Below are 13034 nucleotides of genomic sequence, written 5' to 3'. Positions count from 1 at the left end.
ACCTAAATTAGCGCCCGTTGCCGGGCGCCGGGATTACAGTTTCTTGGCTTTCTCGATCGCTTCTTCGATGCCGCCGACCATGTAGAACGCTTGTTCTGGCAGGTGGTCGTAGTCACCGTTGAGGATGCCTTTGAAGCCAGCAATGGTGTCTTTCAGGGAAACGTATTTACCCGAGGCACCGGTGAAGACTTCAGCCACGAAGAACGGCTGCGACAAGAAGCGCTGGATCTTACGAGCGCGGGATACCAACTGCTTGTCGGCTTCCGACAGCTCGTCCATACCCAGGATCGCAATGATGTCCTTCAGCTCTTTGTAGCGCTGCAGCACGTACTGGACGCCGCGAGCGGTGTCGTAGTGCTCCTGGCCGATCACGTTCGGGTCCAGCTGGCGCGAAGTCGAGTCCAGTGGATCAACCGCTGGGTAGATACCCAGGGAAGCGATGTCACGGGACAGAACGACGGTGGCGTCCAAGTGGGCGAAGGTGGTCGCTGGCGACGGGTCGGTCAAGTCATCCGCAGGTACGTATACCGCTTGGATCGAAGTGATCGAACCTTCCTTGGTCGAAGTGATACGTTCTTGCAGAACGCCCATCTCTTCAGCCAGGGTCGGCTGGTAACCTACTGCCGAAGGCATACGGCCCAGCAGTGCGGATACTTCGGTACCGGCCAGGGTGTAACGGTAGATGTTGTCGACGAACAGCAGAACGTCGTTACCTTCGTCACGGAACTTCTCGGCCATGGTCAGGCCGGTCAGGGCTACGCGCAGACGGTTTCCCGGCGGCTCGTTCATCTGGCCGTAGACCAGTGCCACTTTGTCCAGAACGTTGGAATCCTTCATCTCGTGGTAGAAGTCGTTACCCTCACGAGTACGCTCACCCACACCGGCGAACACGGAATAACCGCTGTGCTCGATGGCGATGTTACGGATCAGTTCCATCATGTTTACGGTCTTGCCCACACCGGCACCACCGAACAGACCGACTTTACCGCCCTTGGCGAACGGGCAAACCAGGTCGATAACCTTGATGCCGGTTTCCAGCAGGTCGTTGCCGCCCGCCTGTTCAGCGAAGGATGGCGCAGGACGGTGAATGCCCCAGCGCTCTTCGGTGTCGATCGGACCCGCTTCGTCGATCGGGTTACCCAGTACGTCCATGATCCGGCCCAGGGTCGCTTTACCGACCGGTACGGAGATGGCAGCGCCAGAGTCGATAACGTCCAGACCGCGCTTCAAGCCTTCGGTAGAACCCATCGCAATGGTACGAACGATGCCGTCGCCCAGCTGCTGCTGAACTTCCAGGGTAGTTTCCGCGCCTTGTACTTTCAGCGCGTTGTAGATGCTCGGTACGCTGTCGCGTGGAAATTCCACGTCGATAACGGCGCCGATGATTTGAACGATACGTCCGCTACTCATAGCTGGATCCTCTGAATATTTGAACCGTTAAACCGCGGCAGCGCCGCCGACGATTTCCGAGATCTCTTGGGTGATCGCAGCCTGACGCGCCTTGTTGTAGATCAGCTGCAAATCGCTGATCAAATCACCGGCGTTGTCGGTAGCGTTCTTCATCGCGATCATCCGCGCTGCTTGTTCAGCTGCGTTGTTCTCGACCACCGCCTGGTAGACCTGCGACTCCACGTAGCGGACCATCAAGCCGTCAAGCAGCTCCTTGGCATCCGGTTCGTAGAGATAGTCCCAGTGGTGCTTGAGTTCCTGTTCCGGGGTCGCCACCAGTGGAATCAACTGCTCCACGGTTGGCTGTTGCGTCATGGTGTTGATGAACTTGTTGGATACCACGGACAGGCGGTCAATCCGGCCTTCCAGGTAAGCATCCAGCATCACCTTGACGCTGCCGATCAGATCATTGATCGACGGCTCTTCACCCAAGTGGCTGATAGCAGCGACGACGTTGCCGCCGAAGTTGCGGAAGAAAGCCGCACCCTTGCTACCAATCACGCACAGATCGATCTCGACGCCTTGTTCGCGGTTTACAGCCATGTCCTTGACCAGGGCCTTGAACAGGTTGGTGTTCAAGCCACCACACAGACCACGGTCACTGCTCACCACGACGTAACCGACGCGCTTGATAGCACGGTCGATCATGAACGGGTGGCGATATTCCGGGTTGGCGTTGGCCAGATGACCAATAACCTGGCGGATGCGCTCCGCATAAGGGCGGCTAGCAGCCATGCGCATTTGTGCCTTGCGCATTTTGCTGACCGCCACTTTTTCCATGGCGCTGGTAATTTTTTGCGTGCTTTTGATGCTCGCAATCTTACTGCGAATCTCTTTTGCGCCTGCCATGTAACACCTATCAGGTTAGCAAGCGGGAGCCTTGCGACTCCCGCTGCGGCTTACCAGGTTTGGGTGGCCTTGAACTTCTCGATACCGGCTTTCATGCCAGCGTCGATTTCGTCATTGAAGTCACCCTTCACGTTGATCTTGGCCAACAAGTCGGCGTGATCGCGGTTGAAGTAAGCAATCAGCGCTTGTTCAAAGCTGCCGACCTTGGCGATTTCAACGTCAGTCAGGAACCCACGCTCAGCGGCATACAGCGACAGCGCCATGTCAGCGATCGACATTGGTGCGTATTGCTTCTGCTTCATCAGCTCGGTAACGCGCTGACCATGCTCAAGTTGCTTACGGGTCGCTTCGTCCAGGTCAGAAGCGAACTGGGCGAATGCCGCCAGTTCACGGTACTGGGCCAGGGCGGTACGGATACCACCGGACAGCTTCTTGATGATCTTGGTCTGAGCGGCACCACCCACACGGGATACCGAAACACCGGCGTTCACAGCAGGACGGATCCCGGAGTTGAACATGGCCGATTCCAGGAAGATCTGACCGTCGGTGATGGAAATCACGTTGGTCGGAACGAACGCGGAAACGTCGCCAGCCTGGGTTTCGATGATCGGCAGAGCGGTCAGGGAGCCGGTCTTGCCGGTCACTGCGCCGTTGGTGAACTTCTCTACGTACTCTTCCGAAACGCGGGATGCGCGCTCCAGCAGACGGGAGTGGAGATAGAACACGTCGCCTGGGTAGGCTTCACGGCCTGGTGGACGGCGCAGCAGCAGGGAGATCTGGCGGTAAGCCACTGCCTGCTTGGACAGATCGTCATAAACGATCAGCGCGTCTTCACCGCGGTCGCGGAAGTATTCGCCCATGGTGCAACCGGAGTACGGTGCCAGGAACTGCAGCGCAGGAGATTCCGATGCGCTGGCTGCCACGATGATCGTGTTGGCCAGGGCGCCGTTTTCTTCCAGCTTGCGAACCACGTTGGCGATGGTCGATTGCTTCTGACCGATGGCTACGTAGACGCAGAAAATGCCGCTGTTCTTCTGGTTGATGATCGCGTCGATCGCCAGAGCGGTCTTACCGATCTGACGGTCACCGATGATCAGCTCACGCTGGCCACGGCCGACAGGGATCATGGCATCGACAGCCTTGTAGCCAGTCTGTACAGGCTGGTCTACCGACTTACGCCAGATCACGCCAGGAGCAACTTTCTCGACCGCGTCGGTCTCGGTGTTGTTCAGCGGACCTTTGCCGTCAACAGGGTTACCCAGCGCATCGACAACGCGACCCAGCAGTTCCTTACCAACCGGAACTTCGAGGATGCGGCCGGTGCACTTGGCGCTCATGCCTTCGGCCAGCGACTGGTAGGAACCCAGTACAACGGCACCTACGGAGTCTTGCTCCAGGTTGAGGGCCATACCGTAGACGCCGCCCGGAAACTCGATCATCTCGCCGTACATGACGTCGGCCAGACCGTGAATCCGCACGATACCGTCAGATACGCTGACGACAGTGCCTTCGTTACGGGCTTGGGAGGTCACATCGAGCTTGTCGATGCGGCCCTTGATAATTTCACTTATTTCGGAAGGATTGAGTTGCTGCATTGCTCTGCTGCCCCTTCAAACTCAAGATTTCAATGCTTCGGCAAGTTTCGCGATTTTGCCGCGAATCGAGCCATCGATAACCAGGTCGCCGGCGCGGATTACAACGCCCCCTATCAGGGACTTGTCTTCCTCGACTTGCAGGCGCACTTCCCGGTTGAGTCGTGCACTGAGAACCTTGGCGAGTTTGTCTTGCTGTTCTTGGTTCAATGCGAAAGCACTGGTCACTTCCACGTCTACCGACTTCTCTTGCTCGGCCTTGTACAGGTCAAAAAGAGTGGCGATCTCCGGCAGAAGCAGGAGACGGTCGTTTTCGGCAACGACGTGAATGAAATTCTGTGCCTTGGCATCGAACTTGTCGCCGCACACGTCAATGAACGTGGCGGCCTTTTCTGCGCTCGTCAGTCGCGGGGCCTTGAGCACGCGCTGCATGGTGTCGTCTTGCGACACCGCTGCAGCCAGGCCGAGCATGGCTGACCAATTGGCCAGTTGCTGGTGGGCCTGAGCGTGCTCGAAGGCCGCCTTAGCGTAAGGTCGGGCCAACGTGGTCAGTTCTGCCATGATCGCCCTCGCTTAGATTTCAGCAGCCAGTTGGTTAACCAGCTCTGCGTGCGCGTTTTGATCGATTGTGGCACCCAGGATCTTCGAAGCACCGCCAACGGCCAGGGCACCCACTTGGGCACGCAGCGCGTCTTTGACACTGTTGAGTTCCTGTTCGATCTCGGCTTGAGCCTGAGCCTTCACACGGTCAGCTTCGACGCGAGCCTGTTCACGGGCTTCGTCGACAATCTGGGTACCGCGTTTCTTGGCTTGCTCGATGATTTCAGCTGCCTGAGCTTTCGCTTCGCGCAGTTGCTGACCCACTTTCTCATGGGCCAACTCCAGGTCGCGAGCTGCACGGCTGGCAGCGTCCAGACCATCAGCGATCTTCTTTTGACGTTCGTGCAATGCCGCAATGACCGGAGGCCATACGAACTTCATGCAGAACAGTACAAAAATCAGGAACGCAACGGACTGGCCAATCAGGGTCGCATTAATGTTCACGCCAACACCTCGCAGTTACGTTGTCCATCACACCAATCTACTCGAGACATCCGAGTAATTAGCCAGCGATTTGACCAACGAACGGGTTCGCAAAGGTGAAGAACAGAGCGATACCAACACCGATCATGGTCACGGCGTCGAGCAGACCGGCCACGATGAACATTTTGACTTGCAGCATTGGAACCATTTCTGGCTGACGCGCTGCGCCTTCCAGGAACTTGCCGCCCAACAGGCCGAAACCAATTGCGGTACCCAGTGCGCCCAGGCCGATCAACAGTGCAACAGCGATAGCGGTTAGACCAACTACAGTTTCCATCTTTCCTCCCGACTTTTACGTCGTATGGTTTAGGTTTTTTAGATTAAAGCGGTAAAACAAATCGTTTCTCAGCCCGGTTCGGGCTCCTTCCCGTTTGACCGGGAAGGACATCAGACTAGTCGAGACTGGCCTTAATGGTTTTCTTCGTGCGCCATCGACAGGTAGACGATGGTCAGCATCATGAAGATGAACGCCTGCAGGGTGATGATCAGGATGTGGAACACAGCCCACGCCCATTGCAGGACTACACCCAGGCCGCTGAGCCACAGCAGGCCGCTGCCGAACATCACAGCGATCAGGATGAACACCAGTTCGCCGGCATACATGTTGCCGAACAGACGCAGTGCCAGAGAAATCGGTTTGGCGATCAGGGTCACGAACTCCAGCAGGAAGTTCACCGGGATCAGCAGGGCTTGAACCAGGATGTTCTTGCTGCCGAACGGGTGCAGGGTCAGTTCGCCGATGAAGCCGCCGATGCCCTTGACCTTGATGCTATAGAAAATGATCAGTGCGAAGACCGAGAAGGCCATGCCCAAGGTCGCGTTCGGGTCGGTGGTCGACACGGCGCGGAATGGGATGTGGTGGTCGCCGGAGATCAGGATGGCCAGCTGAGGAATCCAGTCGACCGGTACCAGGTCGACGGCGTTCATCAGGAACACCCAGACGAAGATGGTCAGTGCCAGCGGTGCGATCACCGGGCTACGGCCATGGAAGCTGTCTTTCACGCTGCCATCGACGAATTCGACCAGTACTTCAACGAAGTTCTGCAGTGCACCAGGCTGACCGGAAGTCGCCTTCTTTGCCGCCATGCGGAAAAGAAGAACGAAGATCAGACCCAATGCGACCGACCAGCCGAGGGTATCGACGTGGAAAGCCCAGAAACCCATTTCCTTGGCTTCTGCTGCGGTGTGGGCAAAGCCCCAGCCGCCGTTGGGTAGCTGACCGAAGGTCAGGTTCTGCAAGTGGTGCTGGATATAGCCCGAAGCGGTTGTCTCTGCCATGGTTGCCTCAAACGCCCTAAGGTCTCGAAAGTCTTGTTCTCATTAGCAGGGGAGCGAACCAGCTAACCAGTTGGGTCAGCACGAAGACGCTGAATACAGCCAGCGGCGCCAGTGGCTTCACACCTGCGAACGTCAATGCAAACAGCACTGCCGTCAAAATCAGTTTCCCCGCCTCGCCGGCATAAAAAGACCGGACGATAGCCTGGGCTGCTCGGGCGCCGGAAAACCGAAAGGCCCTGTGAGCAAAGTAAATATTGGGAAGCAAGGCTATCAGGCCTCCGCAAAGCCCTGAGTATCCGGCGACGACTCCTTTCCATTGCCAGAGCGCCAATGCGGCGATCAGTACAACGGTGAACTGGGCCATCAAAACCGGGAAAACTGCCAGACGATGGAACGGCAAGCGGTTTGGCGTGCGGGTTTCCATCGCTTTTGCTCTCCAATAGTCGGCCGCCATAATTCAATAACTTGGCATAATTTGTGCCGACAAAATGCGCGCAGAGTATAGGGGCGGTTCTGCCCCTATTCAACTGTCAGGTAGTGATTTCCGACTGCGCGCTACAAGAGCAATTGTTTCAGCGAATGTGTGCAAGGACACCTTGCAGCTCATCGAGGGAGTTGTAACCAATCACCAATTGTCCCTTGCCCTTCTTTCCGTGGCGGATCTGCACCGCAGAGCCCAGGCGCTCGGCCAGGCGTTGTTCCAGGCGAGCGATATCAGGATCGGTTTTGGGTGCCTCGACAGGGGCCGGTTTGCCGCTCAGCCACTGGCGAACCAGTGCCTCGGTTTGGCGCACAGTCAGACCGCGTGCGACAACATGTCGCGCCCCTTCAACCTGTTGATTTTCCGGCAAACCGAGCAATGCCCGGGCATGACCCATTTCCAGGTCGCCATGGGACAGCATGGTCTTGATGACTTCCGGCAACGCAATCAGGCGCAGCAGGTTGGCCACGGTCACGCGGGACTTGCCCACCGCCTCGGCAACTTGTTGCTGGGTCAGCTGGAATTCCTGCTGCAAGCGCTGCAGGGCCACGGCTTCCTCGATCGGGTTGAGGTCTTCACGCTGGATGTTCTCGATCAGCGCCATGGCGATGGCCGTTTCATCCGGCACATCGCGGACCATCGCCGGGATGGTTTCCTGGCCGGCCTGCTGGCTGGCGCGCCAGCGACGTTCGCCGGCAATGATCTCGAAGCGCCCATTGGCGATCGGCCGGACCACGATCGGCTGCATCACGCCCTGGCTCTTGATCGACTGGGCCAATTCTTCCAGCGCCTGCGGATCCATGTCCCGGCGCGGCTGATATTTGCCGCGCTGGATCAGGTCCAGCGGCAAATGCTGCAACTCACGCTGATCGACCTGGACGGCCTGCTCTTCCAGCGAGCTGACAGTGGGACCGCTGAGCAGTGCATCCAGTCCACGTCCGAGACCTCGTTTCTTGACGGCCATGGGGTTTCCTTAAGTTGGCTGGGCTGCAGCGGTGCGTGGATTGCGGCGCTGACGGCGAACCATCTCGCCCGCCAGGGCCAGGTAAGCCAGCGCGCCACGGGATTGTTTGTCGTAGGCCAGGGCCGGCATGCCGTAGCTCGGCGCTTCGGCCAGACGGATGTTACGCGGGATGACCGTGTCGTAGAGCTGCTCGCCGAAGTGTTCCTTGAGCTGGGCCGAAACATCGTTCATCAGGCTCAGGCGCGGGTCGTACATGGTCCGCAGCAGGCCTTCGACCTTCAGGTCCGGGTTCAGCAGTTCGGCGATGCGCTTGATGTTATCCACAAGGTCGCTCAACCCTTCCAATGCGAAGTACTCACACTGCATGGGGATAATTACCCCATCGGCCGCCACCAGGGCGTTGAGGGTCAGCATCGACAGCGACGGCGGGCAGTCGATCAGGATGTAATCGTAGTTTTCCCGGATCGGTGCCAAGGCGCTGCGCAGACGGCTTTCCTTCATCTGCATTTCCAGCAGCACCACTTCGGCCGCCGTCAGGTCACGGTTGGCCGGCAGCAGTTGATAACCGCCGTGTTCGGAGAAGTGCATGGCCTGGCCCAGATCGCATTCGCCGATCAGGACGTCGTAGATGGAGTTTTCCAGGCCATGCTTATCCACACCGCTACCCATGGTGGCGTTGCCCTGTGGATCGAGATCGATCAACAGCACCCGGCGCTTGGTCGCGACCAGGGATGCTGCGAGGTTGATACAGGTGGTGGTCTTGCCCACACCACCCTTCTGGTTCGCTATCGCGAATACCTTAGCCATTCTTGCTTGTGTTCCCAATCATGCCGTGCGGCGCAGTATCAGCAGATGGCGTTGGCCTTGGCAACCGGGTACGGCCAAGGCGTGTTCGCTATCGAGGTGGAAGTCTGCCGGCAATGCTACCAGCTCATCGGCCGGATGAACGCCCTTCATTGCCAGCCAGCGCGTATCGGCGTCGCCCAGGTGGCGAGTCCAGTTGCTGAAGTTCTCCATGCTGCTGAACGCCCGGGAGATGATCCCGTTGAACGGCTCGGCAGGTTGGAACGCTTCGACGCGGCTGTGGATAACTTGCAGGTTATCCAGTTTGAGTTCGAGTTTGACCTGGGTCAGGAAGCGGGTTTTCTTGCCGTTGCTGTCCAGGCAGGTCACTTGCGAGTCGGGAAACAGTATCGCCAGCGGGATTCCTGGCATGCCACCGCCACTGCCGACATCCAGCCAGCGACCGTTTTCGACGAAGGACATGACACTGAGGCTGTCGAGCAAATGGCGCGAGACCATTTCGTCCGGATCGCGCACGGCGGTCAGGTTGTAGGCCTTGTTCCATTTGATCAACAACGCCAGATAACCCAGCAATTGCGCGTGCTGGGCTTCGGTCAGGCTGACGCCGAGCTGACGGGCACCTGTGGATAACTCTTCAGCGTGTTGCGAGGTGACCATCGAACTCAAGCGCTTTGCTCCAACTGGCGGCCGGCGCCGCGTTTTTTCAAATGAATCATCAACAGGGAAATCGCCGCCGGCGTGACGCCGGGAATGCGCGAGGCCTGGCCCAGGGTCTCTGGACGGGTCGCACCGAGCTTGCTCTGGATTTCCTTCGACAACCCGGAAATGCCGGTGTAATCGATATCCACAGGCAGCTTGGTGTCTTCACTGGCGCGCAGACGGGCGATTTCGTCCTGCTGGCGGTCGATGTAACCGGCGTATTTGGTCTTGATCTCGACCTGTTCGGCCACCTGTGGATCTTCCGCGCCCTGGCCGGTCACTTCCACCAGCCCGGCATAGTCGATTTCCGGGCGGCTCAAGAGGTTGAGCAGGTTGTATTCGTGGGTCAGCGGCGTGCCGAATTTCGCTGCAATGGCATCGCCCTGCTCGGTACCGGGACGGACCCAGGTGCTTTTCAGCCGCTGCTCTTCCAGCTCGATACTCTCGCGTTTCTTGCAGAACGCGGCCCAACGCGCGTCGTCCACCAACCCCAGTTCGCGACCTTTCTCGGTCAAGCGCAGGTCGGCGTTGTCTTCACGCAGGATCAGGCGATATTCGGCCCGGGAGGTGAACATCCGATACGGTTCCTGGGTTCCCAGGGTAATCAGGTCATCCACCAGCACACCGATGTACGCCTCATCGCGACGCGGGCACCAGGCGTCTTTGCCCTTGGCGAGCAGTGCGGCGTTGGCTCCGGCGAGCAAACCCTGGGCACCAGCTTCTTCATAGCCGGTGGTGCCGTTGATCTGCCCGGCGAAGAACAGACCGCCGATCGCTTTGGTTTCCAGGCTGTACTTCAGGTCGCGCGGATCGAAGTAGTCGTACTCGATCGCATAACCCGGACGCACGATATGCGCGTTTTCCATGCCGCGAATCGATTGCACGATCTGCAATTGCACGTCGAAGGGCAGACTTGTGGATATCCCGTTCGGATACAACTCATGGGTGGTCAAACCTTCCGGTTCGATGAACACCTGATGGCTTTCCTTGTCGGCAAAGCGATGGATCTTGTCTTCAATCGACGGGCAATAGCGCGGGCCGACACCTTCGATTTCACCGGCAGCGGAATACATCGGCGAACGATCGAGGTTCGCCGCGATGATTTCGTGGGTGCGGGCGTTGGTGTGGGTGATCCAGCAACTGACTTGCCGTGGATGCTGTTCCTTGTTGCCCATGAACGACATCACCGGGATCGGCGTATCGCCAGGCTGCTCGGTCATCACCGAGAAATCCACGGACTTGCCGTCGATGCGAGGTGGCGTACCGGTTTTCAGGCGCCCGACACGCAATGGCAACTCACGCAGACGGTGAGCCAGAGCAATCGACGGCGGATCACCGGCGCGACCGCCGGAAAAATTCTGCAAACCGATGTGGATAAGTCCGCCGAGGAAGGTCCCGGTGGTCAACACCACGGAATCGGCGAAGAACCGCAGGCCCATTTGCGTGACGACACCACGTACCTGGTCCTGCTCGACGATCAGGTCATCGGCCGCTTGTTGAAATATCCACAGGTTCGGCTGGTTTTCCAGGATTTCACGGACAGCGGCCTTGTACAGGACTCGGTCGGCCTGGGCGCGTGTAGCGCGCACGGCTGGGCCTTTGCGGCTGTTCAATACGCGAAACTGGATACCACCCTTATCGGTGGCCATGGCCATCGCGCCGCCTAGGGCATCGATTTCCTTGACCAGGTGACTTTTGCCGATCCCACCAATGGCAGGGTTGCAACTCATGGCACCGAGGGTTTCCACGTTATGCGTCAGCAACAGGGTTTTTGCCCCCATGCGTGCTGATGCAAGTGCTGCCTCGGTACCGGCATGACCGCCGCCGATGACGATCACTTCAAAACGGGAAGGGAAATCCACCACGCACCTCGTGCCTGCTTAATTCAGGTAATTCGGAAATAGGTCTTGAGCCTGGCCAGAGCGTTTTTCGAGCCAGGTCGGCAAGTATAGGGACTTCCCCTTTCCTAAAGAACCCTTTGCACAAAATTTAACCAGCTGTGGAAAACTCGCGGTTAAAGAAATTAAAAAGAAAGAAATTTATAAAATCTTTGTTTTTATGTTTATTCTTACTGAGCCACCTATCTGTGGATAACGTTGCACAGGCCTTTATTTTCAATATGTACAGAGATTCAAAACCCTGTGGTCAGGTGGCAATGAGGGGCTTGGATAACCGGTGTAAGCCTGTGGATGAATGGGCCTGTTATCCACAGAGGCGGTTATCTTCAGTTTTGAAGGGGGTTTATCAACCGACCTCAATGGCAGTTATTCACAGGGCTTAATCCACAGAAAACCGCAGCGATGGACCGCCGCAGCGTCCACAGGCAAGCCGCCATCAAGGGCAATCGTGTCAAAAACAGAGGAGAGGAACCGGGTTTGCGTTGGACTCGAGAGGCTTCGAGGGCAAACCCGGTTTGAAAGGCGGGGTTATTTACCGATGCAGAAGCTGGAAAAGATCCGCCCCAGCAAGTCATCGGAGCTGAAGGCCCCGGTAATTTCCCCAAGGGAATGTTGGGCCTGGCGAAGGTCTTCGGCCAACAATTCACCCGCCCCCGCCAAGGTCAGCTGCGCGCGACCGTGTTCCAGGGCGGCACTGGCATGGCGCAAGGCTTCAAGATGCCGCCTGCGGGCGCTGAAGCTGCTTTCCGAGGTCTGCTCGTAACCCATGCAGGCCTTGAGGTGTTCACGCAGCAATTCCAGGCCTTCGCCAGCCGCCTTCGCGCTCAGGCTGATGGTCACATGGCCGTCGTTGCTGACCTCAAGGACAATCGCTTCCCCGGTCAGGTCGGCCTTGTTGCGGATCAAGGTGACTTTTGCCGGATCCGGGCGGACTTCGAGGAATTCAGGCCACAGGGCAAATGGATCGTCCGCTTCCGGTGCGGTGGCATCCACCACCAGCAGGACCCGATCGGCTTCACCGATGGCCTTGAGCGCCCGTTCAACGCCGATCTTTTCCACCTGGTCCTCGGTGTCGCGCAAACCTGCGGTATCCACTACGTGCAGCGGCATGCCGTCGATGTGGATATGTTCACGCAGGATGTCCCGGGTGGTGCCGGCGATCTCGGTGACAATCGCCGCTTCACGACCGGCCAGGGCATTCAACAGGCTGGACTTGCCGGCATTCGGCCGCCCAGCGATCACCACGGTCATCCCATCGCGCAACAAGGCACCCTGCCCGGCTTCGCGCAGTACTGTGGATAACTCATCGCGCACTTTATCCAGCATGCTCAGCACGTGGCCATCGGCTAGGAAGTCGATTTCTTCTTCCGGGAAATCAATCGCGGCCTCGACGTAGATCCGCAGGCCGATCAACTGTTCGGTGAGGTTATGCACACGCAGGGAAAACGCGCCCTGCAAGGAACGCAATGCGTTGCGTGCCGCCTGCGCAGAACTGGCTTCGATCAAATCGGCGATCGCCTCGGCCTGGGCCAGGTCGAGCTTGTCGTTGAGGAATGCCCGTTCACTGAATTCACCCGGCCGCGCCAGGCGACAGCCCAGTTCCAGGCAACGCTTGAGCAGCATGTCCAGCACGACGGGGCCGCCATGCCCTTGCAGTTCCAGTACGTCTTCGCCGGTGAACGAATTCGGCCCAGGGAAATACAAGGCCAGCCCCTCGTCGAGGACCTGCTGGTCATCACTGAAAAACGGACCGTAATGAGCAAACCGCGGCTTGAGTTCACGACCGCTGATTGCCTTGGCCGCAACACTGGCCAAGGGCCCCGAAATACGGACGATGCCGACACCGCCGCGACCTTGGGCAGTGGCAACGGCGGCGATGGTTTCACGCGGTGCGCTCATAAAGCGATATCCAGACAAAAGTGGCAGATAGCAAAACG

The 13034-nt window shown here is 58.1% G+C and carries 13 protein-coding genes; all 13 read right to left on the bottom strand.

Annotated elements, in window-relative coordinates; all coding sequences use genetic code 11:
• Window positions 1-33 precede the first annotated feature (33 nt).
• The 13 genes from atpD to mnmE all read right to left on the bottom strand — a co-directional run bounded on the left by atpD (window position 34) and on the right by mnmE (window position 12996).
• Complete coding sequence (gene atpD, locus AB4O09_RS00945; protein WP_003207089.1) at window positions 34-1410, bottom strand: F0F1 ATP synthase subunit beta; 1377 nt, start codon at window positions 1408-1410, stop codon at window positions 34-36.
• Window positions 1411-1437: 27 nt separating this feature from the next.
• The gene (gene atpG / locus AB4O09_RS00940) at window positions 1438-2298 is read right to left on the bottom strand and encodes a F0F1 ATP synthase subunit gamma (RefSeq protein WP_003207090.1); all 861 of its coding nucleotides are present in this window, start codon (window positions 2296-2298) and stop codon (window positions 1438-1440) included.
• Between the two features lie 50 nt (window positions 2299-2348).
• Window positions 2349-3893, bottom strand: coding sequence for a F0F1 ATP synthase subunit alpha (gene atpA / locus AB4O09_RS00935; RefSeq protein WP_003207093.1), 1545 nt, complete (start codon window positions 3891-3893; stop codon window positions 2349-2351).
• A gap of 21 nt (window positions 3894-3914) precedes the next feature.
• Complete coding sequence (locus AB4O09_RS00930; protein ID WP_003207094.1) at window positions 3915-4451, bottom strand: F0F1 ATP synthase subunit delta; 537 nt, start codon at window positions 4449-4451, stop codon at window positions 3915-3917.
• Between the two features lie 12 nt (window positions 4452-4463).
• Window positions 4464-4934, bottom strand: coding sequence for a F0F1 ATP synthase subunit B (locus AB4O09_RS00925; protein WP_003187193.1), 471 nt, complete (start codon window positions 4932-4934; stop codon window positions 4464-4466).
• A gap of 58 nt (window positions 4935-4992) precedes the next feature.
• A complete protein-coding gene (gene atpE / locus AB4O09_RS00920; RefSeq protein ID WP_003097235.1) occupies window positions 4993-5250 on the bottom strand; it encodes a F0F1 ATP synthase subunit C in 258 nt (85 codons plus the stop codon).
• A 131-nt stretch (window positions 5251-5381) separates the two neighbouring features.
• Complete coding sequence (gene atpB / locus AB4O09_RS00915) at window positions 5382-6251, bottom strand: F0F1 ATP synthase subunit A (protein WP_003207096.1); 870 nt, start codon at window positions 6249-6251, stop codon at window positions 5382-5384.
• A gap of 16 nt (window positions 6252-6267) precedes the next feature.
• Window positions 6268-6675: a F0F1 ATP synthase subunit I gene (locus AB4O09_RS00910; protein ID WP_013694636.1), complete on the bottom strand. Its 408-nt coding sequence runs from the start codon at window positions 6673-6675 to the stop codon at window positions 6268-6270.
• A gap of 148 nt (window positions 6676-6823) precedes the next feature.
• Window positions 6824-7696 (bottom strand): ParB/RepB/Spo0J family partition protein, encoded by an 873-nt coding sequence (locus AB4O09_RS00905; protein WP_003207098.1) that lies wholly within the window; start codon window positions 7694-7696, stop codon window positions 6824-6826.
• A gap of 9 nt (window positions 7697-7705) precedes the next feature.
• Window positions 7706-8503 (bottom strand): ParA family protein, encoded by a 798-nt coding sequence (locus AB4O09_RS00900; protein WP_003207100.1) that lies wholly within the window; start codon window positions 8501-8503, stop codon window positions 7706-7708.
• Between the two features lie 18 nt (window positions 8504-8521).
• On the bottom strand, window positions 8522-9157 hold the full coding sequence (rsmG, locus tag AB4O09_RS00895; protein WP_013694637.1) for a 16S rRNA (guanine(527)-N(7))-methyltransferase RsmG: 636 nt from the start codon (window positions 9155-9157) through the stop codon (window positions 8522-8524).
• A gap of 5 nt (window positions 9158-9162) precedes the next feature.
• On the bottom strand, window positions 9163-11061 hold the full coding sequence (mnmG, locus tag AB4O09_RS00890; RefSeq protein WP_038858557.1) for a tRNA uridine-5-carboxymethylaminomethyl(34) synthesis enzyme MnmG: 1899 nt from the start codon (window positions 11059-11061) through the stop codon (window positions 9163-9165).
• Between the two features lie 564 nt (window positions 11062-11625).
• On the bottom strand, window positions 11626-12996 hold the full coding sequence (mnmE, locus tag AB4O09_RS00885; protein ID WP_003207104.1) for a tRNA uridine-5-carboxymethylaminomethyl(34) synthesis GTPase MnmE: 1371 nt from the start codon (window positions 12994-12996) through the stop codon (window positions 11626-11628).
• Window positions 12997-13034: the final 38 nt, after the last annotated feature.

This window comes from Pseudomonas sp. H1_F01, assembly GCF_054681425.1.
The sequence above is the reverse complement of the archived record's forward strand: the minus strand, read 5'-3'. Positions and strand labels throughout refer to the sequence as shown.